The organism is Blastococcus sp. LR1, from assembly GCF_020166105.1.
Lineage (GTDB): Bacteria > Actinomycetota > Actinomycetes > Mycobacteriales > Geodermatophilaceae > Blastococcus.
In genome coordinates this window covers 191,955-213,874 of the sequence record NZ_JAIUJY010000005.1, presented here as the reverse complement: position 1 = coordinate 213,874, position 21,920 = coordinate 191,955, and the positions used below count along the sequence as shown (strand labels likewise).

The following is a 21,920-nucleotide window of genomic DNA, read 5'->3' as shown; positions in this document are numbered from 1 at the left end:
CGCCCCGAGGGCGATCCAGCAGGCATGAACCGCCGTCCCCTGCTCGCCGTCGTCGCGGCCCTGCTCCTCTGCGGCGTCACGAGCGGCTGCGGCGTCGTGGTCGTCGGCCTCCCCAGTCCGGGACGCCCGGCCCCGGCCGATGCCCCGCCCGGCGAGATCACCGTCACCGGCGCCACCGACGAGCCGGTGGACGTCCTGGCGGGGAACGCGCTGGCCGACCTCGAGGGCTACTGGTCCGAGCAGTTCCCCGAGGTCTACGGCGACCGGTTCGCACCTCTCCAGGGCGGCTACTTCAGCGTCGACCCCGGGAATCTCGACCCACGCCAGTACCCGGAGGGCGTCGGGTGCGGCAGCGACCCGCGGGAGACGGAGAACAACGCGTTCTACTGCCAGGCACCCGACGAGCCGAACTCCGACTCCATCACCTACGACCGCGCGTTCCTGACCGAGCTCGGCGAGGGGTACGGCCGCTTCCTGCCGGCGCTGGTGATGGCCCACGAGTTCGGGCACGCCGTCCAGGGCCGGGTGGGCTCCCCCGGGCCCTCCATCGCCACCGAGACCCAGGCCGACTGCTTCGCCGGGGCCTGGACCGCGTGGGTCGCCGACGGCGAGGCGGAGCACTCCCGGCTGCGCGAGAGCGAGCTCGACGACCTGCTGCGCGGCTACTTCCTGCTCCGCGACCCGGTGGGCACCAGCCCGGCCGAGCAGTCGGCGCACGGGTCCTACTTCGACCGCGTGTCCGCGTTCCAGGAAGGCTTCGACGACGGCCCGACCGCCTGCCGTGACCGGTTCGGGCGCGACCGGGTCTTCACCCAGGGCACCTTCCGCGACGAGGAGCTCTTCACCCAGGGCAACGCCCGCTACGACGAGCTGGTCGACCTCATCGGCGGCGCGCTGCCCGCCTTCTGGGACCGGGCCTTCATCGAGGTGTTCGACGAGGAGTTCGAGGCGCCGCCGATCGACCCGTTCACCGGCTCGGCACCGGACTGCGCACCCTCGGACCGCGACGTCGTCTACTGCGCCGACGGCAACCTCGTCGGCTACGACGAGGAGCTCACCACCGAGGCCTACGAGCTGGGCGACTACGCGGTGGCGACGGCGATCGCCATCCCCTACGCGCTGGCGGCCCGGGACCAGCTCGGGCTCGACCCGGCCGATCCCGACGCGATCCGCTCGGCGGTCTGCCTCACCGGCTGGTTCAGCGCGCAGGTGTTCGACCGCGAGGTCCCCGACGTGCTCATCTCACCGGGAGACCTGGACGAGAGCGTGCTGTTCCTGCTGCGCTACGGCGTCTCGGAGGACGTGCTGGGCGCCGCCGGGCTGTCCGGCTTCCAGCTGGTCGACGTCTTCCGCGGTGGCTTCGTCGAGGGTGCCGCCGCCTGCGACGTCGGCGTCTGAGTCAGAGCGACCGACTCAGAAGAGCGCGGTCATCAGCGCGCGCCGGGCCGGGCCCACCCGGGGGTCCTCGTCGCCGACGATGCCGAACAGCTCCACCAGGTGCTGGCGCGCGGCGTCGCGGTCCTCGCCGGCGGTGCGGCGCACCACGTCGAGCAGAAGGCCGAACGCGCCGTCGATGTCGCCGGTGCCGAGCAGGAAGTCCGCGGCCCGGGTCTGCGCGGCGACGTCGTCGGGCGCCGCCTCGGCCGCGGCGAGCGCATCCGGGCCGGCCTCCTCGGCACGGCGGAAGAGCTGGACCTGACGCAGGGCGATGCCGGCGTCGGGATGATCGGGCTCGTCGGCGAGGATCGCTGCGTAGGCGGCCTCGGCCGCAGCGAGGTCACCCTGCTCGAGGGCCGCCTCGGCAGCGTCGAGCCGCGGGTCCTCGGCACCCTCCTCGGGCGCCTCCCCGCCGGGGACCGCACCGCCGGTGGTGGCCTGCACCAGCTCGCCGATGAACTGGCGCGCCTGCTCCTCGGGGATGGCGCCGGTGAACTCGGCGACGAGCTGGCCCTGCCACACCGCCTTCACCGCCGGGATGCCCTGCACCCGCAGGCCCTGGGCCAGCGCGGGGTTGGCCTCGACGTCCACCTTCGCCAGCACCCACGAGCCGCCGCCCTCGACGGCGAGCTTCTCGAGCACCGGGGAGAGCTGCTTGCACGGGCCGCACCACTCGGCCCACAGGTCGAGGACCACCGGCACCTGGAAGGACCGGTCGAGCACCTCGGCCTGGAAGGTCGCCTCGGTGACGTCGACGACCGCGCCACCCGGCGCTCCGGCCGGGGCCGCGGCGCTCGGCGGCGGCGCGGCCTGGGCGCGGGCGGCGGCGTCGGAGCGCGCCTTGACCGCGGCGAGGTCGACGGCGCCGGCCATCGCGGCGGCCATCTGCGCCTGCTGGGCCTGAGCGCGCGGGTCGGGACGTCCGGGGCGGGTGGGCTGCATGACCTCGATCATCCCACCGCGGCTCCGAGCGGGTCGGACCGCGGTCGTCGGCCTCCCGCTCAGCCCTCGGACCAGACACCCAGCTCGTTGCCGGCGGGGTCGCAGAAGTGGAACCGCCGCCCGCCGGGGAAGGGGTAGGGGCCGTCGGTGACCCGCCCTCCGGCCGCCTCCACCGCTGCCACGCTGCGGTCGAGGTCGGTGGAGAAGAGCAGGACCAGGGGGCCGCCAGGCGTCGGTCCCGCGGCGTCGAGCCGCAGGCCGCCCGCCTCCCGGCTCCCACCCGGGGTGCGGAAGCCGGCGTACTCCGGCCCGTAGTCGGTGAACTCCCAGCCGAAGGCGCCGGCGTAGAAGCGCTTCGCGGGCTCGAGGTCGGGGACTGTGAGTTCGACGTAGTCGATGGCGTGGTGCGCTTGGTCGGCCATGACGGCATCCTGGCCGAGGGGTACGTCAGAAACGGGCCGGTTCGATGTACGTGCCCCACTCGCCGCGCAGGGCGTCGCAGATCTCGCCCAGCGTGGCCTCGGCCCGGACCGCGTCGAGCATCGCCGGCACCATGTTCTGCTCGCTGCGGGCGACCTCGACCATGCGGGCGACCGCGGCCCGCGCCGCGTCGTCGTCCCGCTGCTGCCGGCGACCGGCGAGCTCGGCCTTCTGGTCGATTTCCACCTGGTGGCTGACGCGGAGGATCTCCAGCTTGTCGTGGGCGTCGACCGAGCCGGTGAGCGTGTTGACGCCGACGACCTTCTTCTCGCCCTTCTCCAGCGCCCGCTGGTAGACGAAGGCGGCCTCGGCGATCTCGCCGGTGAAGTAGCCGTCCTCGATGCCGCGCAGGATCCCGGCGGTGATGCTCCCGTCGGAGCTCATGTCGCGGATGCGGGCGAAGATCGCCTCCGCCTGCCGCTCGATGTCGTCGGTGAGCGCCTCGACGTACCAGCTGCCCCCGAGCGGGTCGGCGACGTTCATCACGCCGGTCTCCTCGGCGATCACCTGCTGGGTGCGCAGCGCGATCTGCGCCGCCTTGGCACTGGGCAGGGCCAGCACCTCGTCGAGGGCGTTCGTGTGCAGCGACTGGGTGCCCCCGAGCACGGCCGACAGCGCCTCCACCGCCGTCCGCACGATGTTGTTGTCCGGCTGCTGCGCGGTCAGCGACACCCCGGCGGTCTGCGTGTGGAAGCGCAGCTGCTGGGCCTTCTCGGTCGTCGCGCCGTAGACGTCGCGCAGCCAGCGGGCCCAGATCCGGCGGGCTGCGCGGAACTTCGCGATCTCCTCGAAGAAGTCGATGTGCGCGTCGAAGAAGAAGCTGAGCCCGGGCGCGAACTGCTCGATGTCCAGCCCGCGGGAGAGGCCGAGCTCGACGTAGGCGAACCCGTCGGCCAGCGTGTATGCCAGCTCCTGCGCGGCCGTGGAGCCGGCCTCGCGGATGTGGTACCCGGAGACGCTGATCGGCTTGTAGGCCGGGATGTTCTCGGCGCAGTACTCCATGAGGTCGCCGATCAGGCGCAGGTGCGGCTCCGGGGAGAAGAGCCACTCCTTCTGCGCGATGTACTCCTTGAAGATGTCGGTCTGCAGCGTGCCGTTGAGCTTCCCGATGTCCGCGCCCTGGCGTTCGGCCGCCACGAGGTACATGCAGAAGACCGGGACGGCGGGGCCGCTGATCGTCATCGACGTCGTCGTCGCCTCGAGGTCGATGCCGTCGAAGAGCACGTCCATGTCGGCGGCGGTGTCGATCGCGACGCCGCAGTGCCCGACCTCGCCGAGCGCGAGCGGGTCGTCGGAGTCATGGCCCATGAGCGTGGGCATGTCGAAGGCGACCGACAGCCCGCCGCCTCCCTCGGCCAGGATCATCTTGTAGCGCTCGTTGGTCTGCGTCGCGTTGCCGAAGCCGGCGAACTGCCGGATGGTCCACGCCCGGCCCCGGTAGCCGGTGGCGTGCAGCCCGCGGGTGAAGGGGAACTCCCCCGGATAGCCGATCCGCTCGAAGCCCTCGACGGACGCCTCGTCGGCCGGCCCGTAGACCGGTGCCACCTCGACGCCCGACAGGGTCGTGAAGTCCGCGTCCCGCACCCGCCCCGCGGTCAGCGCCGCGTCGTACCGCTGCTGCCACCGCTGCCGGGCGTCCTGGGTCATGACCGGATAGTAGGACGTCCAACTATCGTGTGTCGACCGTCACGAACCGGTGTCGTCATCCCCCGGAGCGACGTCGCCGGCGCCCAGCCGGACCCGGCGCAGCGTGTCGAACAGGGCCTCGTGGTCGGGTTCGTCGAGGTCGGCCAGCCCGAAGCCGATCGCCGTCAGCGCCGCGGTGCCCTCCTCGACCACCGCCCGCCCGCGCTCGGTGATCGCCGCCAGCACGCCGCGCCCGTCGGCCGGGTTCGGGCGCCGGTCCACGTATCCGGCGGCTACCAGCCGGTCGATCGCGTTCGTGACGCTGGTCGGGTGCACCATCAGCCGGCTGCCGATCACCTTGAGCGGCAGCTCGCCGAGGCGGCTGAAGGTGAGGAGCACCAGCACCTCGTACCGGGCGAAGGTGAGCTCCAGCGGGCGGAGCACCTCGTCGAAGCGGGCGAGCAGGATCTGCTGGACCCGGAAGACCGACGTCGCCGCCCGCATCGCCGACGACGGCCCGAAGTGCTTCTCCCACGTCTCCCCGGCGCGCTCGATCGGGTCGAACGGGAGCCCCAGCGGTCGGACCATGCCGCGGACGCTACCGGGCGGCCCGCCGTCGGCCGGCGCTCTCGCATCACCGCCCTCATACGCGTGCGAGCGGCAATGCGGCTGCCGAAAACCGCCCCCATCCACACGCGAGTGCCACAGCACGCCGACCACCGCGGTCCCGGGACCTGTGGATACACCAGACCTGTCGGGCGAGCGCGCGGCACAGTGCCCCCGTGTCCCGCACTCCCACGACGCCGGTGGCCCTCCGCGGCAAGATCTTCCGCGGGTCGGATCAGGTCCGTGCCGGCCGGCTCACCAAGGCCCAACTACGCAGCACCGCCTGGCGCCGTCTCTTCCCCGACGTCTACGCCTGCTCCTCGCTCCCTCCGAGCCACGCACGCCGCGCTCGCGCTCTCGCCACCCTCGCCGTCCCCGGTTCGGTGCTCAGCGGCCGCAGCGCGGCGGTGCTCTGGGGAATCGACCTGGCAGGACCGGACGACGACGTCGAGTGCACGCTGCGGCCCGACTGCCGGTCCGGCTCGATGCGCGGGGTCCGCGTGACCCGGCGCCGCCTGGCCGACGACGACATCACCCACCACGGCGGCGTCCCGGTGACGACCCCGCGGCGCACGGCCCTCGATCTCGCCCGCGAGGAACCGCTCGAGGAAGCCGTCGCCTGCCTCGACCGGCTCGTGCGTGCCGGGCTCGTGGAGCTCGCTGACGTCCGCGAGGACGCCGCGCGCCTGACCGGTCCCGGGTGCCGGCGGGTACGCCGAGCTGCGTCGCTGGCCGACGGGCTCGCCGAGTCCCCGCAGGAAACGCGCCTGCGACTGGTCCTGCGGGCCTCCCGGTTGCCTCCGGCAGTCGCTCAGCACGTGGTCCGCCGACCCGACGGCGCGTTCGTGGCCCGCGTCGACTTCGCCTGGCCGGACCGCCGGGTCGCCGTGGAGTACGAGGGGATCTGGCACGGCGAGGCGCAGCAGGTCGCCCGCGACCGTCGTCGGCTCAATGCGCTCACCGCCGCCGGATGGACCGTGGTCTTCGTGACTGCGGCCGATCTGCGCGATCCGGCAACCCTCGTCGCCCGCGTCGCCGCAGCCCTTGCCGCTCCCCGATACGCATGAGAGTCGCTTCGCCCACCCGGGTTACCGCTCCCAGGCGCATGCGGGCGAGCACTCACGATCTCGATGTGACCGACGCCATCCGCGGGCCCGTATTCCCAGTGCCTGAGCGACTTGTCGACATCTCGACGCCTCGACAAGGCGACCGCCGGGTTGTGCGCTGCAGGAGGTCTTCCTACCGTTGAGGAGCCGGCCGGGTGGTCGTCGCCCGACGAGGGTGGCCCCGGGCCCGGTACCGCCGCAGCCCCGGCGCGGTGTGCCCCAGACAGCGGGCCCGCCCCGGAAGCGAGTGCGACGCACGCATCCAGCCCCCGAGCCGTGATGTGCCGTGCCGTGCCCGTGTCGTGCCGCGGCGGACGAACGGAAGGAGAGCCACCTCGTGGTGACCACTCGCCCGACCCTGCGACGCCTCGGCGCCGGCCTGTTCACCGGTGCCGCCGCCACCCTGACCCTCACGCTGTCCCCCGTGACGGCCTCGGCCGCGGAGCCCACGCCCGCCGCCACCTCGGCGCCCGCGCCGACTCCGGCCGCCCAGGCAGCCGTCGACGACGCCCGCGCCCAGGTCGGCAAGGCCTACGCCTACGGCGGCAACGGCCCCGACGCCTACGACTGCTCTGGCCTGACCGCCCACGCCTACCGCGCCGCCGGCATCGAGCTGCCGCGCCGCAGCGCCGACCAGGCCACCGTCGGCACCCCGGTCGCCCGCGCCGATCTGCAGCCCGGCGACCTGGTCTTCTACTACGAGCCGATCAGCCACGTCGCCATCTACGTGGGCGACAACCAGGTCGTGCACGCCGGCACCGAGGCCACCGGCGTCACGTACGAGAGCGTCGACATGAGCGGCTACAACACCGCCCGCCGCATCGCGTGACCCGCGCGGCCGGCGCCCGAGCTATCCCGCGGGCGCCGGCCGCAGCGGCGGCACGTGCCGCAGGCCGAAGACGTCGCGCAGCGCCGTCCGCGCCGCGAGGTCACCGCACATCCCGTGCACGGCCGGTCCGGGCGGGGTCGCCGACGACGCCATGTACACGCCCTTCACCGGCGTCCGGTAGGTGTTCCACCGCGGCACCGGGCGGGCCAGCATCTGCCGCAGCGTCGCCTGGCCGTTGGAGATGTCGCCGCCCAGATAGCTGGGGTTCCACTGCTCCATCTGGACGGCGGTCTTCGTGTGCCGTTCGACGATCGTGTCCTTGAAGCCGGGCGCGAACCGCTCGATCTGGTCCTCGATCGGCCCGGTCATGTCGACGTCGGCCCCGTGCGGCACGTGCACGTAGGCCCAGAAGATGTGCCCACCCTCGGGCGCCCGGGTCGGATCGGGCACCGTCGGCTGGACCGCGAGCACGTACGGCTTGTCGGTGATCCGGCCCTCGTTCGGAGCCCGCTCTCCGGCGATCGTCTCCTCGAGGTCCCCGGCGACGTGCAGGGTGCCCGCCCGGCGCGCCTCGGCGTTCGTCCAGGGCACCGGCTCGGAGAGGATCCAGTCGATCTTGAACACGCCCGCCCCGTGCTTGTACCGGCTCACCCAGCGGCGGTAGCCCTCGTTCAGCCGGTCCCCCGCCATCGTCACGAAGTCCTCGGGCGTGGTGTCCAGCAGCACGGCGGGCACGCCGTCGAACTCCCGCAGATCGGTGACCCGGTGCCCGGTCACGACCTCGCCGCCCTGCTGCTCCAGCGCTGTCACCATCGCGTCCGCGAGCTTCTGCGACCCGCCCTCGATCAGCGGCCACCCCGCGTGGTGGGACAACATCGCCAGCAGCATCCCGAGCGCCGAGGTCAGCGGCTGGCTGAGGTCGAGCATCCCGTGGGCCGCGGCGCCACCCAGCAGCGCCCGCGCCTCCTCGGTGTCGAAGTACCGGTGCGACAGCCAGCGCACGTTCGGCAGCCCGGTCAGGGCGAACTTCGTGACCTGGGGAACGCTCTTCGTCGGCAGCGACCGCAGCCGGCTGGAGAGGAAGAAGTCGATGACGTCGGTGCCGTGCTCGACGAGCGGCTCGAACAGCCGGCGGTAGGCGGCGGCGTCCGCTCCCAGCCCGGCCGCCGTCTCCTCGAGCGACCGGAACGACAGCGCCGCCCGGCCGCCGTCCAGCGGGTGCGCGAAGTTGATCTCGGGCTGCACGAAGCGGACCCCGCGGCTCTCCGGGTCGAACTCGCGGAAGAACGGCGCCGCCGCGGCCATGGGCTGCACGGTGGAGCAGACGTCGTGGTGGAAGCCGGACCGGATCAGCTCCTCGGTCCGCATGCCGCCGCCCGGCTTGTCGCCGGCGTCCACCACCTGGACCCGGAGCCCCGCCGCGGACATCCGCAGGGCGGCGGCCAGCCCGTTGGGGCCCGCGCCGACCACGACAACATCCGGTCGTCCAGGCGTCCCGCTCATCGGTCGATCCTGACACGGACAGCCGCGCTGTGTCGGCTGGGGATCATGGGCCGCGCGATGCGGCCGCCGGAGTGGATTCTCCGATCCGGCACCTGCCGGTCCTACCCTGAGGACCGTGTCAGCCCTTCCGACCGTCGCGGATCCGCAGACGGACCCCGAACCGGTGCGGCTCGGCTTCGCCGGCCGCGCCTGGCGGCTCGCCGCCGCGGGCATCGTGCTCGCGCTGCTGCTCGCCGGCACCGTCTGGGGGGACGACGACGAGTTCCCCTTCGGTCCGTTCCGCATGTACTCGACCCGGGCCGACCCCAACGCGGCGGTCGTCTCCACCCGGACCGTCGGCCTGACGCCCGAGGGCGAGGAGATCCGGCTCTCCGGCGGCGAGGTGGGTCTGCGGCGTGCGGAGTTCGAGGGTCAGCTCGACCGGCTCGAGGACGAGCCGGAGCTGCTCGGCCTGCTGGCCGAGGCCTACGCCGAGCGGCACCCGTCGGCGCCGGAGATGGTGTCCGTCCAGGTCGTGCAGCGGCGGTTCGAGCTGGTCGACGGCAGGCAGACCGGCGAGTTCACCGACCGCGTGCTGGTCGAGTACGTACTGGAGGACGACGGATCATGAGCGCCCCCGCTCCCACCGGCGCACTGAGCCGCTGGTTCTTCCGGCCGGTCCCCCTGGCGCGCATCGCCGTCTTCCGGGTGATCGCCTACCTGTTCATCCCCGTCGACGTCTTCCTGACCACCGCCTGGGTCCGGGCGCACGCCGACGTCCCGGTCGAGTGGTACTCACCGCTGCTGATCGGCCGCCTGCTCCACCTGCCGACCCCCACCCACACCGTGGTGATGGTCGTCCAGTGGGCCCTGGTGCTCGCCGCGCTGGCCGCCGCCACCGGCCGGGCGCCGCGGATCCTGGGCGCCGCCGTCTTCCTCCTCTACGGGGAGTGGATGGTCATCGCGATGAGCTACGGCAAGGTCGACCACGACCGGATCGCCTTCCTGGTGGCGCTCGCCGTGCTGCCCACGATCGGCCGTGCGCGCTTCCGCGACCGGCGGCCGTCGGAGGCGGCCGGCTGGGCCATGGCCGCTGTCTTCATCACGGTCATGCTCACGTACTTCCTCGCCGCCTGGGCGAAGATCCGCTTCGGCGGCTGGGACTGGCCCACCGGCTCGACGCTCACCCGCGCGGTGATGCGCCGCGGCACTCCGCTGTCGGACTGGACCCTCGAGCTGCCGTGGCTGCTCACGACGGCGCAGTGGGCGATGCTCACGCTGGAGTTCCTGTCACCGCTGATCCTGCTGGTCCGCAGCGACCGCGCGCGGATCGCGCTGGTGCTCTTCCTGCTCGGCTTCCACGTGATGGTCTACGCCGGCGTGACGATCATCTTCCTGCCGCACTGCGTCGCGATCCTGTCGATCCTGCCCTGGGAGCGGCTGACCGCCCGCTGGCAGCGACCCGCGCCGTCAGCGGTGGATCAGAGCTGGTCGAGCAGTTCGTCGGCGGCGCGGTAGGGGTCGGTCGACCCGTCCACAACCTGCCCGGCGAGCGACTCGAGCGCCGCCGAGCCCCGGATGTCGCCGATGCGTTCGCGCAGCGTGGCCAGCGCGATCGCCTCGATCTCCCGCGACGCCCGCTCCGCGCGCCGCCGGCGCCCCTCGCCGGTGGACTCCAGCCACTGGCGGTGCTCCTCGATCTTCGCCAGGACGTCGTCGATCCCGCTGTCGGTGTCGCGCGAGGCCACCGTGCGGCAGATCGGCGGGCGCCAGTTGCCGGCCTCGGAGTGCCGCCCGCCCAGCGACTGCATGTACCGCAGGTCGCGCACGGTCTGGTCGGCGCCGTCCCGGTCGGCCTTGTTCACGACGAAGACGTCGGCGACCTCCAGGATCCCGGCCTTGGCGGCCTGGATCCCGTCCCCCATCCCCGGGGCTACCAGCACCAGCGTGGTGTCGGCGAGCGACGCGATCTCCAGCTCCGACTGACCGACCCCGACGGTCTCGATCAGAACGACGTCGCAGCCGGCCGCGTCGAGCACCCGCAGTGCCTGCGGGGTCGCCCAGGAGAGCCCCCCGAGGTGGCCGCGGGAGGCCATCGACCGGATGAAGACGCCGCTGTCCCCGGCGTGGTCCTGCATCCGCACGCGGTCGCCGAGCAGCGCCCCGCCGGAGAACGGGGACGACGGGTCGACGGCGAGCACCCCGACGCGCTTGCCGGCCTGACGCAGCGCGCGGACCAGCGCCGTCGTCGACGTCGACTTGCCCACGCCCGGCGAGCCGGTCAGCCCGATGACCTGCGCGTTCCCGGTGTGCGGCGCCAGCGAGGCGGCCACCTCGCGCAGCGCCGGACTGGCGTCCTCGACCAGCGAGATCAGCCGCGCGACCGAGCGGGCGTCGCCCTCGCGGGCCTTCTCGACCAGCGTGGGGACGTCGACAGACCGGCGCCCCCGCCGCCCGGTGGGGGCAGCGGGGGCGTCGGTCTGGACGGCGGTGCCGTCCGTCACGCGTGCTCGCTCAGTTCTGGCTGGGCGCGTGCAGGATCAGGGCGTCGCCCTGACCGCCACCGCCGCACAGGGCGGCGGCGCCGACCTTGAGGCCCCGGCGGCGGATCTCCAGCGCGACGTCGAGGACGACGCGGGCGCCACTCATGCCGATCGGGTGTCCCAGGGCGATGGCGCCACCGTTGGGGTTGACCTTCTCCGGGTCGATGCCCAGCTCGCGGGTGGAGACGATGCCGACGGCGGCGAAGGCCTCGTTGAGCTCGACGACGTCGAGGTCCTTCGGGTCGATGCCCTCCCGCGCGCAGGCCTTCTTGATGGCTCCGGACGGCTGGCTCTGCAGCGTGGCGTCAGGACCGGCGACGACACCGTGCGCACCGATCTCGGCGATCGGGGTGATGCCGAGCTCCTTCGCCTTCGCCGCGCTCATGACCACCACGGCGCAGGCGCCGTCGGAGATCTGCGAGGCGGTGCCGGCGGTGATGGTGCCGTCCTTGGCGAAGGCGGGCTTGAGCTTGCCCAGGCTGGCGGCCGTGGTGTCGGCGCGGATGCCCTCGTCGTCGGTGAACTCGATCGGGTCGCCCTTGCGCTGCGGGATGAGCACCGGGGTGATCGACTCGGCGAAGACGCCGTCCTTGTGCGAGCGCGCGGCCTTCTGGTGGCTGGCGGCGGCGAACTCGTCCTGCTCCTCGCGGGTCAGGTTGTACCGGGAGTTGGCCTGCTCGGTCAGCGCGCCCATCGCCACCTGGTCGAAGGTGTCGGAGAGACCGTCGTGGGACATCGAGTCGACGAGCTTGGTGTCGCCGAACTTCGTGCCGGTGCGCGAGTTGGCGAGGATGTGCGGCGCCTGGGTCATCGACTCCTGGCCGCCGGCGACGACGATGTCGAACTCGCCGGCGCGGATGAGCTGGTCGGCCATCGCGATGGCGGAGAGGCCCGAGAGGCAGACCTTGTTGATGGTCAGCGCGGGAACCGACATGGGGATGCCGGCGGCGACCGCGGCGGGGCGGGCCGGGTTCTGGCCGGCACCGGCCTGGATGACCTGGCCCATGATCACGTACTCGACCTGGTCGCCGGAGATCCCGGCGCGCTCCAGGGCGGCCTTGATGGCGACGCCACCCAGGTCGGCCGCGGAGAAGTCCTTGAGCGAGCCGAGGAGCCGGCCCATCGGCGTACGGGCGCCGCTGACGATGACGGAGCGGGACATGGTGCCTCCAGTGCCGGGCCGCCGCCGTTGGCGACCACGTTGGTGGGACGCACCGCGAACGGCCACGACCGGGCAGGTCGCAGCCGGGCACGGCGCCGGGCCTTGCGGGGAAGGATAGGACGGCGCGGGAGCTCGCGGGAGGCCGAGTTCACGCGTACGAGGTGAGGCGCGCCACTTCCGGCTGTCGTCTCAGACGTCTTGACGGCACTATGCCCGCGTGACCACCAACGACGCCGAGCGCACCGACGCCTCCACGGGCCTGCCCGAAGGACTGTTCACGACCATCGACCACGTGGGCATCGCCGTCCCCGACCTGGACGAGGCCATCGCCTTCTACGCCCGGGCCTTCGGCGTGCACTCCGTGCACGAGGAGACCAACGAGGAGCAGGGCGTCCGCGAGGCGATGCTCGCCGTCGGCAACGGCGACACCCGCATCCAGCTGCTGGCGCCGCTGACCCCCGAGTCGACGATCGCCAAGTTCATCGGCCGCTCCGGCCCGGGCCTCCAGCAGCTGGCCTTCCGGGTGGAGGACGTCGACGCCGTCAGCGCCACCCTCCGCGAGCGCGGCCTCCGCCTGCTCTACGACGTCCCGAAGCGCGGGACGTCGGACAGCCGGGTGAACTTCATCCACCCCAAGGACGCCGGTGGCGTCCTGGTCGAGCTCGTCGAGCCGGCCGCCACCCCCTCGCACTGACCGCAGTGAACGGGGCTGTTACCCATCGGTAACATCTGCCCACCCGCACCACCGCACGGCCCTCCGAGCCCGGCCGACAGTCGGCCGCAGACGACCCGGGAGTACGCGTGAACGAGATCAGGGACGCCATCCTCGCCGACCAGCTGGACGCGCTGGGCGGCCTGGCTGTGCCGGAGTCCTACCGCGCCGTGGTGGTGCGCAAGGACGAGCAGAACATGTTCGAGGGGGTCGCCACCAAGGACAAGGACCCCCGCAAGTCGCTGCACGTGCAGGACGTCGCCACCCCGGAGCTCGCCCCCGGCGAGGCTCTGGTGGCCGTCATGGCCTCCTCGGTCAACTACAACACCGTCTGGACCTCGATCTTCGAGCCGGTGTCGACCTTCGGGTTCCTCGAGCGCTACGGCAAGGTCTCCGAGCTGACCAAGCGCCACGACCTGCCGTACCACATCGTGGGCTCCGACCTGGCCGGCGTCGTGCTGCGCGTGGGCCCGGGCGTGAACAAGTGGAAGGCCGGCGACGAGGTCGTCGCGCACTGCCTCTCGGTTGAGCTCGAGGACCCGGCCGGCCACGACGACACGATGATGGACCCGCAGCAGCGCATCTGGGGCTTCGAGACCAACTTCGGCGGCCTCGCCGAGATGGCGCTGGTCAAGAGCAACCAGCTCATGCCGAAGCCGAAGCACCTCTCCTGGGAGGAGGCCGCCGCTCCCGGCCTGGTCAACTCCACCGCCTACCGCCAGCTGGTCAGCCGCAACGGCGCGAAGATGAAGCAGGGCGACACCGTGCTCATCTGGGGCGCCTCGGGCGGTCTGGGCTCCTACGCCACGCAGATGGCGCTCAACGGTGGCGCGATCCCGGTGTGCGTCGTCAGCAACCCGGAGAAGGCCGAGATCGTCCGCAAGATGGGCGCCGAGCTGATCATCGACCGCTCCGCGGAGGGCTACAAGTTCTGGAAGGACGAGAACACCCAGGACCCCAAGGAGTGGCAGCGCCTGGGCAAGAAGATCCGTGAGCTGACCGGCGGCGAGGACGTCGACATCGTCTTCGAGCACCCGGGCCGCGAGACCTTCGGCGCCAGCGTCTACGTGGCCAAGAAGGGCGGGACGATCGTCACCTGCGCCTCGACCACGGGCTACATGCACCAGTACGACAACCGGTACCTCTGGATGAACCTGAAGAACATCCTCAGCTCCCACTTCGCCAACTACAAGGAGGCGTGGGAGGCCAACCGGCTCATCGACAAGGGCCTCATCCACCCGACCCTGTCGAAGGTGTACCCGATGGAGGAGGTCGGCCAGGCCGCCCTCGACGTCCACAAGAACGCCCACCAGGGCAAGGTCGGCGTCCTGACCCTCGCCCCCGAGGAGGGCCTGGGCGTCAAGGACACCGCCAAGCGCGAGAAGCACCTGGACGCGATCAACCGGTTCCGCGGGCTCTGACCCGACCCGCGGTGGGGCCGGCGCGTCGCCGGCCCCACCGCGGAAACCGCTGCACCGCGTGTCCGCAGGGACGCCCGGGGCGGCTGAGATTTCCGGAACCCGGGGGACGGTGACGACGCCTCCCCCTTCTGCGAGGATGGACCGCATGACCGACCCCCGCCGCGATCTCCCGATGCACGAGGCACAGCACTCGTTCGACGTCGTCCTGCGGGGGTACGACCGCAGCCAGGTGGCCGAGACCATCGAGCGGCTCGAGGCCGACTTCCGCATCGCCCTCGCCGACCGGGACGCCGCCGTCGCGCGCACTGCCGACATGGCCGGCCAGCTCCAGGGCATGCACGGCGAGATCGAGGCGCTGCGCCGCAAGGCCGCGAACCAGGCCGCCCCGACGTTCGAGAACATCAGCGAGCGCATCCAGCACATGCTGCAGCTGGCCGAGGAGGAGGCGGGCGAGATCCGCCGCGCCGCCGAGGTCGACGCCATGGCCGTCCGCGAGCAGACCGCCGCCGAGGAGCGCGCACTGCTCGAGCGGCACGCCGCAGGTCAGGCCGAGGTCGAGCGGATGCTCGGCGAGGCCCGCCAGACCGCCGAGCAGATCGCCCAGAAGGCCCAGCTCCGGGCCGACGAGCTGGTCGGCAAGGCCCAGGAGCGCGTCGCCCGGCTCGACGCCGAGTCGCAGGCCCGCCGCGCCAAGGTCGAGGAGGACTTCGACATCGCGCAGCGCGCCCGCCGCGCCGAGGCCGCCCGGGTCGAGGAGGAGCGCGAGCGCGTCTCCACGCAGGCCGCCCGCCAGCGCATCTCCGCCGCCGAGCAGCACGCCGCGCAGCTCGTCGCCGAGGCCGAGGCGCGCGCCGAGGCCATCCGGGACGTCCGGGACGAGCTGACCTCGCGACTGGTCGCGGCCCGCCGCCTGCTGGACGGCCTCCCCGACCTGAGCGACCGCGCCCAGCAGGCCCGCGACGAGGCCGACGCGGCCCGGCGCACGCAGGCCGCGTCGCCGACGGCACAGGCCACTCCTCCGCAGTCGGCCCCGGCCGAGGCGGCTCCGGCTGCCGCCGAGCCCGCTGCTCAGGCCGCTCCCGCCGCTGAGCCCGCCGCCCAGGCTGCTCCGGCCGCCCAGACCGCTCAGGCGCCGGCTCAGGTCCGGGGACCGCAGACCGGTCAGCAGCCCGCCGTCCAGGTCACCCGCGGGGAGAGCGAGGCCGCCGCGGCCCGCCAGCCCACCCGGCAGGACCCGGTGACCGCCACCTTCCCGGCGGCTTCGCAGCGCTCCGGCGAGCCGGCCACGCGCCAGCTCCCCATGCCGCCGCGTCAGGGCGCGACCACCGGCGCCCCGACGACCACCGGATCGACGGCCGCATCGCAGGCGGACACCACGCAGACGATCGACCAGCCCGTGGGCCAGGGTCGCTCCTGATCCCCACGCAGCACCTCCCGACAGCCCGCGTCGCCTCGGACCTCCCGGTCCGTCCGGCACGCGGGCTGTCGGCCGTTCTGGCCGTGCTCGTCGCGACGGTCCTGGGCGTGCTCCTGGTGCCCGCTCCCGCCCGGGCCGAGGAACCCCGCCCCGGCCTGCTGCGGGTCGCCCACCTCTCCCCCGACACCCCCGCGGTCGACGTGTCGGTGACGCCGGCGGCCGCCGATCCGGCCGAGGTGCTCCTCGACCCCGGCCCCGTCGTCGCCCCGGCGCTGGCCTACGGCGATGTGGGCGGCTACCGGGAGGTCCCGCCGGGCATCTCCGCGGTGAGCGTCCGGGGCGCCGGGGCTTTCACCGCGCCGGTGCTGTCGATGCGTGTGGACGTCGCCCCGGGCCAGGTCCGCACCGTCGTCCTCGGCGGTGCCTTCGCCGACCTGACCCTGTTCACCGTCGACGACGACCTCGCCCCTCCCCCGGCCGGCTCCGCACGCGTGCGGGTGCTCGCCGCCGCGTCGGAGCCCACCGTGGACGTCTCGCTCGCCGGCGGGCCGGTGCTGGCAGCAGGTCTTCGGCCCGACAGCGCGAGCGACGCCGTGGTGGTGCCCGGAGGCCGCTACGGAGCAGTGGTGACCGGAGGGAGCGGCAAGGTGCCGCTCGAGTTCCCCGCCGGCTCGGTGGTGACCGTTCTGGTCCTCGACGCTCCCGGCGGGACGACGCTCCGCACAGCGGTCGACGCGACCGGGCCGGCGGTGCGACCCGTCGGAGGTGTCGCGGCCGGTGGACGGCCCCGCCTGCCGGGCTCGGCGCTGAGCGGGGTGATCGCCTCGCTCAGCCGCGCGGGCTCCACCGCCGTCCGCGACGCCGCCGCCGACACGGACCCGGTCGCGGCTCCCGTGCGGCTGCGGCTCCCCTCGGCCGGCATCGACGCCGTCCTGACCACCGCGGGGCTCGACGGCGCCGGCGCCCTGCTGCCGCCGGCCGACCCGGCGCTCGCCGGGTGGTTCTCCGGCGGTCCGCGCCCCGGTGCCCCTGGCCCGGCGGTGATCGCCGGCCACGTCGACTGGGGCGGCTCCCCGGGGGCGCTGAGCGGGCTGGTGACGGCGGCCGTGGGGAACGAGGTGGTCGTGGACCGGGCCGACGGGACCGTGGCCCGGTTCCGGGTCACCGCCGTCGACAGCTACGCCAAGGACGCCTTCCCGACCGACCGGGTCTACGGCCCCACGACCGGCCCGGAACTGCGGCTGATCACCTGCGGTGGGCCGTTCGACGGGGAGAACTACCGCGACAACGTGGTCGTCTCCGCCCGGCTGGTCGGTTAACGGCGGCGGTCGCGGGACCGCCAGCAGGTGGTGTGCCAGTGCCGCCGCCAGTCGGCCGCCGAGTCGACGTCCCAGGGCTCCAGGTCGGAGTCGCGGGGATAGGCCGGCCAGGTGACCACGTGCGGGGTTCCCGGCCGGATCTCCTGGTCACACCCCGGGCAGCGGTAGGTCTTGCCCGTGGAGGAGCCGGTGAGCGCCCGCACCACCCAGTCGCCGTCGGTGGCCTCCTCGACGGCCTCGACGCGACGAGCCGGCTCGCGACCCGAAGGTCTCGAGCCGGCTCGTAAACGGCGACGGGGCACCCGTCAGCGGCTGGCGTAGTCCCGGAACCCGCGACCGGTCTTGCGGCCGAGGTAGCCGGCGGTGACCAGGTGCTCGAGCAGCGGCGCCGGCGCGAAGCCGGGCTCCCGGAACTCGATGTAGAGCTCGCGCTCGATGGCCAGCGACACGTCCAGGCCCACGACGTCGAGCAGCTCGAAGGGCCCCATCGGGTAGCCACAGCCGACCTTCATGGCGGCGTCGATGTCGTCGGCGGTGGCGTAGTGCGCCTCGAGCATCTTCACCGCGTCGTTCAGGTACGGGAAGAGCAGCGCGTTGACGATGAAGCCCGCGCGGTCGGTGCAGGAGACCGCGTGCTTCTTCAGCTGCGCCGAGACCGCGTGGATCGTGGCGGCGACGTCAGGAGCGGTGGAGATCGTGGAGACGACCTCCACCAGCTTCATGACCTGCGCCGGGTTGAAGAAGTGCATGCCCACGACGTCGGTCGGGCGGCCGCTGGCCTTGGCGCACTCGATGACCGGGAGGCTCGAGGTCGTGGTGGCCAGCACCGCGCCGGGCTTGGCGATCTCGCCGAGGTTGGCGAACAGGGCCTCCTTGACCGGCAGGGACTCGACGACGGCCTCGATGATCAGGTCGCGGTCGGCAAGGTCGTCCAGGGAGGTGGTTCCGGTGACGCGGCCCAGGATCTCGTCGCGGGCGGACTCCTCGAGCCGACCGCGCTGCACCTGCTTCTCCAGCGACTTGGCCAGGGCCTTGTGCACGGCCTCGACCTTCTCGGCGGCCCGGGCGACGAAGACGACCTCGTAGCCGCCCTTGGCGACGACCTCGATGATGCCGGTGGCCATGGTGCCCGAGCCGACGACGCCGACGGTGCGGACCTCGCGGGCGCCCTCGGCGGCCCCACCCGGGGTGGGCGTCTGCGCGTCGGAGACGACCTCGGCGGAACCCGCCTCGGCGTAGGAGTAGAAGCCGCGGCCGGACTTCCGGCCGAGCAGCCCGGCGGTCATCATCTGCTTGATGACCGGGCTGGGCGCGTGCAGCCGGTTGCGCGACTGCTTGTACATCGTGTCGAGGATCTCGTAGGCGGTGTCGATGCCGATGAGGTCCATCAGCGCGAGTGGGCCCATCGGCAGGCCGCAGCCCAGCCGCATGGCGGCGTCGATGTCCTCGCGCGAGGCGTAGCGGTTCTCGAACATCGAGACCGCGTGGTTGAGGTAGCCGAACAGCAGCGCGTTCGCGATGAAGCCCGCGCGGTCGCCGATCGTCACGTCGACCTTGCCCAGTCGCTCGGCGAGCGCCTCGACGTCCTCCACGACCGACGGCTCGGTCACGACGGTCTGCACGACCTCGACCAGCTTCATGACCGGGGCCGGGTTGAAGAAGTGCATGCCGATGACCTTGCTCGGCCGGCCGGTGACGACCGAGAGCTCGGTGACCGAGAGGCTCGAGGTGTTGGTCGCCAGGATCGTGTCGGGCGGGCAGATCTTGTCGAGCTTCGCGAAGAGCTCGGCCTTGAGCTCCATCCGCTCCGGCACTGCCTCGATGACGAGCTCGGCGTTGCCGAGGTCCTCCAGCGACGAGCTGAACCGGATGCGCTCGAAGATGGCGTCGCGCTCGGCGGCGTCCAGCTTGCCGCGGGCGACCGCCCGGTCGGTGGACTGCTCCACGTGGCTACGGCCACGTGCGACTGCATCCTCGGAGATCTCGATCGCGGTCACGGAGAGCCCCGCTCGCGCGAGCACCTCCGCGATGCCGGCACCCATGGTGCCCAGCCCCACGACGCCGACCTCGTTCAGTTCCCTGGCCACGTTGCCATCTCCCATCGACGGTGATCGCGGGCAGTCTCTCACCTGCTCTTTCCGGTCGCGCGGGGGCTACCGGTGAGTAACTCAGAAGAGGCGCTGGGTGGGGTCGTCGGTCCCCTTGAGGACGGCGTAGTCGACCGTCACGCAGTCGATGCCGCGGTCGGCGGCCAGCACCCGCGCCTGCGGTGCGGTCTCCTGTGGGCTTGTCTAAGGCTTGCACCGACACGAACCGATCAGACCACCATGGACTTGGAGATCATTGGCGCATTCTTGGCTGGCATTGGCGCCCTGGGGCTAGGCACGCTGCTCGGCGACCACCTGACGCGAACCGAAGCGAGACGCGCCAGCCGGGCGGATGCACTCAACGCTCTGGAACACCACAGGAACGCGATAACTGGCAGCGCCGCTCAATACACCTCGGCCAGCCTTGACCTGGAGAGAGCGCTCTTCATCGCGATGGTCCCCCGCTGGGCGCATTCCGACTACTTCGACCTCGCGAACGAGAACGCGAAGTGGACACACAACGGCAGTTCGTCCAGCGAACTAGACGATCGCACCCGCGACTCGGCAGTCATGGTCAGAGACGCGATCTACAAGGGCCGCCTGTCGCGCACCTTGCTTCGGGCCCGACGTTGGAGGGTCCGCCGCAAGGTCAGGACTTCACAGGACGCCTTGACCAAGCTGGTCGGTCAGAGTGTTGGCTGGAGAACCTGATCGAGAGGCCGGCGTCGCGCGTCAGAAGAGGCGCTGGGTGGGGTCGTCGGTCCCCTTGAGGACGGCGTAGTCGACCGTCACGCAGTCGATGCCACGGTCGGCGGCCAGCACCCGCGCCTGCGGCTTGATCTCCTGCGCGGCGAACACGCCCTTCACCGGGGCGAGCAGCGGATCGCGGTTGAGCAGCTCGAGGTAGCGGGTCAGCTGCTCGACGCCGTCGATCTCACCGCGCCGCTTGATCTCCACGGCGACGACCTTGCCGTCGGCGTCACGACAGAGCAGGTCCACCGGTCCGATCGCGGTCGGGTACTCCCGCCGGACCAACGTCCACCCGGCGCCGAAGGTCTCCACGTGCAGCGCGAGCAGCCGCTGCAGCTCGGCCTCGACGCCGTCCTTCTGCAGGCCCGGATCCACGCCCAGCTCGTGGGCGTGGTCGTGCAGCACCTCGTCGATGCTGATGATCAGCTGCTCGCCGGCCTTGTTCGTGACCGTCCACGTGCCGGAGCCGTCGGCCAGCTCCTCCTTGAGTGAGCACGGCGGGCTCATCCAGTTCAGCGGCTTGTAGGCCCTGTCGTCGGCGTGGACCGACACCGACCCGTCCGCCTTGACCAGGAGGAGCCGGGTCGCCATGGGCAGGTGAGCGGTGAGCCGACCGATGTAGTCGACCGAGCAACGAGCGATGACCAGACGCACGGGCGCCGACGGTACCGGTCGCCCGGATCGACGCGCCGGGCGCGCTTCCGGAAAGTAAAAGGGCCGGAACGTGGTGGGAGACGCCGCCCCGGGTCGAGAATGACACCCGTGGAAGACACCACCGGCCTGGGCGGCGACTGGGTGCACTGGCTCCTCGATGCCGCCCGGAGCCGACTGGGCATGGAGATCGCGTGGGTCTCCATGTTCACCGAGGGCCGCCAGCTGATCACCTCCGCGGTGGGTGACCTCGCCTCGATGAACGTGGTCGAGGGGATGAGCGCACCGCTCGAGGGCTCCTACTGCGTGCGGGTGCTCAGCGGCCAGCTGCCACCGGTGGTGACCGGCGCGACCCGCGATCCCCGGACCCGCGACCTCGAGGTCACCGCCGACCTGGGCATCGGCTCCTACGTCGGCGCACCGGTGCGGGACGCCGACCACCGCCCGGTCGGCATGCTGTGCTGCCTGAGCCGCGACGCCGGCACGCACCTGGACGCCGAGTCGGCACGGACCGTGGAGCTGCTCGCCGATCTCATCAGCGACCACCTGCGTGGTGGCTCCGCCGCGGCCGTGCGCGATCTGGCGGCCCGGCGCGAGCGGGTGCGCGCCTTCCTCGCCCGTGGCGCCGTCGTGACCCATCTCCAGCCGGTCGTGGAGCTGACCACCGGGGCGGTCGTCGGCCACGAGGCGCTCAGTCGCTTCCCCGGCTGGAAGGGCCCGGGAACGGCCGGTCTCTTCACCGAGGCCGCGGCGGTCGGGCTCGGGGTCGAGCTGGAGGAGATCGCCGCGCGCGCCGCGCTGGAGGTGGCCCGCACGATGCCGGCGGACCTGACCCTGGCGGTGAACCTCTCCCCCGAGGCACTGACCTGCGACTCGGTCCTGGACCTGTTCCTCGACCATCGCGACTGCGCACTGGCTGTGGAGATCACCGAGCACAGCCGGATCGACGACTACGCCGCCGTCCTCGTCGCGACGGGGAGGCTGCGCGGCTGCGGCATCGGGGTCAGCGTGGACGACGCCGGCGCCGGCTACGCGAGCCTGCGGCACATCCTCCGGCTGCGCCCCGACGTCATCAAGCTCGACATCGGCCTGGTCATGGGGCTGCACAACGACCCCGCCCGCCAGGCGATGACCTCGGCGATGGTGGCCTTCGCCGACGAGACCGGCGCCCGGCTCGTCGCCGAGGGGGTCGAGGAGGAGGCCGAGCGCGAGGCGCTCCTGGCCCGCGGGGTCCGCTACGGGCAGGGCTACCTCTTCGGCCGGCCACGGCCGGCCTTCGACCTCGTCGCCTGACCCCGGGGACGCCGCACGGGCCCGGACCTCGCGCGGAGGTCCGGGCCCGTGGGCAGG

21 protein-coding genes are annotated in these 21,920 nt (G+C 72.6%); 11 read left to right on the top strand and 10 right to left on the bottom strand.

The window, feature by feature from the left end:
• Positions 1-24 precede the first annotated feature (24 nt).
• On the top strand, positions 25-1,398 hold the full coding sequence (locus LBW97_RS15970) for a neutral zinc metallopeptidase (protein ID WP_224500346.1): 1,374 nt from the start codon (positions 25-27) through the stop codon (positions 1,396-1,398).
• A gap of 15 nt (positions 1,399-1,413) precedes the next feature.
• Here LBW97_RS15970 and LBW97_RS15965 read toward each other — a convergent pair whose 3' ends face one another.
• From LBW97_RS15965 to LBW97_RS15950, 4 genes are read right to left on the bottom strand one after another with little or no spacing between them, the layout of a single operon-like run.
• Positions 1,414-2,379 (bottom strand): tetratricopeptide repeat protein, encoded by a 966-nt coding sequence (locus LBW97_RS15965; protein WP_224500345.1) that lies wholly within the window; start codon positions 2,377-2,379, stop codon positions 1,414-1,416.
• A gap of 59 nt (positions 2,380-2,438) precedes the next feature.
• Positions 2,439-2,801 carry a VOC family protein gene (locus LBW97_RS15960; protein ID WP_224500344.1) on the bottom strand — a complete coding sequence of 121 codons (363 nt, stop codon included), beginning with the start codon at positions 2,799-2,801 and terminating at the stop codon, positions 2,439-2,441.
• A gap of 25 nt (positions 2,802-2,826) precedes the next feature.
• Complete coding sequence (locus LBW97_RS15955) at positions 2,827-4,506, bottom strand: methylmalonyl-CoA mutase (protein WP_224500343.1); 1,680 nt, start codon at positions 4,504-4,506, stop codon at positions 2,827-2,829.
• A 39-nt stretch (positions 4,507-4,545) separates the two neighbouring features.
• Positions 4,546-5,073, bottom strand: coding sequence for a MarR family winged helix-turn-helix transcriptional regulator (locus tag LBW97_RS15950; protein ID WP_224500342.1), 528 nt, complete (start codon positions 5,071-5,073; stop codon positions 4,546-4,548).
• Positions 5,074-5,267: 194 nt separating this feature from the next.
• Here LBW97_RS15950 and LBW97_RS15945 point away from each other — a divergent pair, with 194 nt between their 5' ends.
• Positions 5,268-6,158: a type IV toxin-antitoxin system AbiEi family antitoxin gene (locus tag LBW97_RS15945; protein WP_224500341.1), complete on the top strand. Its 891-nt coding sequence runs from the start codon at positions 5,268-5,270 to the stop codon at positions 6,156-6,158.
• A gap of 379 nt (positions 6,159-6,537) precedes the next feature.
• A complete protein-coding gene (locus tag LBW97_RS15940) occupies positions 6,538-7,026 on the top strand; it encodes a C40 family peptidase (RefSeq protein WP_224500340.1) in 489 nt (162 codons plus the stop codon).
• A 21-nt stretch (positions 7,027-7,047) separates the two neighbouring features.
• Here the strand turns inward: LBW97_RS15940 and LBW97_RS15935 are convergent, their stop codons facing one another.
• The gene (locus LBW97_RS15935; RefSeq protein ID WP_224500339.1) at positions 7,048-8,529 is read right to left on the bottom strand and encodes an NAD(P)/FAD-dependent oxidoreductase; all 1,482 of its coding nucleotides are present in this window, start codon (positions 8,527-8,529) and stop codon (positions 7,048-7,050) included.
• A gap of 115 nt (positions 8,530-8,644) precedes the next feature.
• Here LBW97_RS15935 and LBW97_RS15930 point away from each other — a divergent pair, with 115 nt between their 5' ends.
• Both LBW97_RS15930 and LBW97_RS15925 read left to right on the top strand, forming a co-directional pair.
• Positions 8,645-9,139 (top strand): hypothetical protein, encoded by a 495-nt coding sequence (locus LBW97_RS15930; RefSeq protein ID WP_224500338.1) that lies wholly within the window; start codon positions 8,645-8,647, stop codon positions 9,137-9,139.
• A complete protein-coding gene (locus LBW97_RS15925) occupies positions 9,136-10,026 on the top strand; it encodes an MFS transporter permease (protein WP_224500337.1) in 891 nt (296 codons plus the stop codon). The genes LBW97_RS15930 and LBW97_RS15925 overlap by 4 nt, the downstream gene beginning before the upstream one ends.
• Here the strand turns inward: LBW97_RS15925 and meaB are convergent.
• The gene (gene meaB, locus LBW97_RS15920; protein WP_224500336.1) at positions 9,990-11,012 is read right to left on the bottom strand and encodes a methylmalonyl Co-A mutase-associated GTPase MeaB; all 1,023 of its coding nucleotides are present in this window, start codon (positions 11,010-11,012) and stop codon (positions 9,990-9,992) included. The two genes, LBW97_RS15925 and meaB, sit on opposite strands and share 37 nt — an antisense overlap.
• A gap of 10 nt (positions 11,013-11,022) precedes the next feature.
• A complete protein-coding gene (locus tag LBW97_RS15915; protein ID WP_224500335.1) occupies positions 11,023-12,213 on the bottom strand; it encodes an acetyl-CoA C-acetyltransferase in 1,191 nt (396 codons plus the stop codon).
• A gap of 217 nt (positions 12,214-12,430) precedes the next feature.
• On the opposite strand from LBW97_RS15915, the gene mce reads away from it, so the two are divergent.
• From mce to LBW97_RS15895, 4 genes are all read left to right on the top strand, one after another.
• Complete coding sequence (gene mce / locus LBW97_RS15910; RefSeq protein ID WP_224500334.1) at positions 12,431-12,907, top strand: methylmalonyl-CoA epimerase; 477 nt, start codon at positions 12,431-12,433, stop codon at positions 12,905-12,907.
• Positions 12,908-13,014: 107 nt separating this feature from the next.
• Complete coding sequence (gene ccrA / locus LBW97_RS15905; RefSeq protein WP_224500333.1) at positions 13,015-14,346, top strand: crotonyl-CoA carboxylase/reductase; 1,332 nt, start codon at positions 13,015-13,017, stop codon at positions 14,344-14,346.
• Positions 14,347-14,491: 145 nt separating this feature from the next.
• Positions 14,492-15,763, top strand: coding sequence for a hypothetical protein (locus LBW97_RS15900; protein WP_224500332.1), 1,272 nt, complete (start codon positions 14,492-14,494; stop codon positions 15,761-15,763).
• Positions 15,764-15,846: 83 nt separating this feature from the next.
• The gene (locus LBW97_RS15895; protein ID WP_224500331.1) at positions 15,847-17,082 is read left to right on the top strand and encodes a DUF4397 domain-containing protein; all 1,236 of its coding nucleotides are present in this window, start codon (positions 15,847-15,849) and stop codon (positions 17,080-17,082) included.
• On the opposite strand, the gene LBW97_RS15890 is transcribed toward LBW97_RS15895, so the two are convergent.
• Both LBW97_RS15890 and LBW97_RS15885 read right to left on the bottom strand, forming a co-directional pair.
• Positions 17,079-17,384, bottom strand: a complete 306-nt coding sequence (locus LBW97_RS15890) for a hypothetical protein (protein ID WP_224500330.1) — start codon at positions 17,382-17,384, stop codon at positions 17,079-17,081. The genes LBW97_RS15895 and LBW97_RS15890 overlap by 4 nt on opposite strands.
• A gap of 3 nt (positions 17,385-17,387) precedes the next feature.
• Entirely contained in the window at positions 17,388-19,169 is a 1,782-nt protein-coding gene (locus LBW97_RS15885) for a 3-hydroxyacyl-CoA dehydrogenase family protein (protein WP_224500329.1), read from the bottom strand.
• Positions 19,170-19,409: 240 nt separating this feature from the next.
• Here LBW97_RS15885 and LBW97_RS15880 point away from each other — a divergent pair, with 240 nt between their 5' ends.
• The gene (locus tag LBW97_RS15880; RefSeq protein WP_224500328.1) at positions 19,410-19,880 is read left to right on the top strand and encodes a hypothetical protein; all 471 of its coding nucleotides are present in this window, start codon (positions 19,410-19,412) and stop codon (positions 19,878-19,880) included.
• Positions 19,881-19,901: 21 nt separating this feature from the next.
• Here LBW97_RS15880 and nucS read toward each other — a convergent pair whose 3' ends face one another.
• Positions 19,902-20,573: an endonuclease NucS gene (gene nucS / locus LBW97_RS15875; protein ID WP_224500327.1), complete on the bottom strand. Its 672-nt coding sequence runs from the start codon at positions 20,571-20,573 to the stop codon at positions 19,902-19,904.
• 108 nt (positions 20,574-20,681) lie between these two features.
• Between nucS and LBW97_RS15870 the strand changes: the two genes are divergently transcribed.
• Positions 20,682-21,863 (top strand): EAL domain-containing protein, encoded by a 1,182-nt coding sequence (locus tag LBW97_RS15870; protein WP_224500326.1) that lies wholly within the window; start codon positions 20,682-20,684, stop codon positions 21,861-21,863.
• The last annotated feature ends 57 nt before the right edge of the window (positions 21,864-21,920 follow it).

What these genes read in the sequence shown, in the direction of transcription:
- LBW97_RS15970 (WP_224500346.1), top strand. Translation starts at nt 25, where the DNA reads ATGAACCGCCGTCCCCTGCTCGCCGTCGTCGCGGCCCTGCTCCTCTGC.
- LBW97_RS15965 (WP_224500345.1), bottom strand. Translation starts at nt 2,379, where the DNA reads ATGCAGCCCACCCGCCCCGGACGTCCCGACCCGCGCGCTCAGGCCCAG.
- LBW97_RS15960 (WP_224500344.1), bottom strand. Translation starts at nt 2,801, where the DNA reads ATGGCCGACCAAGCGCACCACGCCATCGACTACGTCGAACTCACAGTC.
- LBW97_RS15955 (WP_224500343.1), bottom strand. Translation starts at nt 4,506, where the DNA reads ATGACCCAGGACGCCCGGCAGCGGTGGCAGCAGCGGTACGACGCGGCG.
- LBW97_RS15950 (WP_224500342.1), bottom strand. Translation starts at nt 5,073, where the DNA reads ATGGTCCGACCGCTGGGGCTCCCGTTCGACCCGATCGAGCGCGCCGGG.
- LBW97_RS15935 (WP_224500339.1), bottom strand. Translation starts at nt 8,529, where the DNA reads ATGAGCGGGACGCCTGGACGACCGGATGTTGTCGTGGTCGGCGCGGGC.
- LBW97_RS15925 (WP_224500337.1), top strand. Translation starts at nt 9,136, where the DNA reads ATGAGCGCCCCCGCTCCCACCGGCGCACTGAGCCGCTGGTTCTTCCGG.
- LBW97_RS15915 (WP_224500335.1), bottom strand. Translation starts at nt 12,213, where the DNA reads ATGTCCCGCTCCGTCATCGTCAGCGGCGCCCGTACGCCGATGGGCCGG.
- LBW97_RS15900 (WP_224500332.1), top strand. Translation starts at nt 14,492, where the DNA reads ATGACCGACCCCCGCCGCGATCTCCCGATGCACGAGGCACAGCACTCG.
- LBW97_RS15880 (WP_224500328.1), top strand. Translation starts at nt 19,410, where the DNA reads ATGGACTTGGAGATCATTGGCGCATTCTTGGCTGGCATTGGCGCCCTG.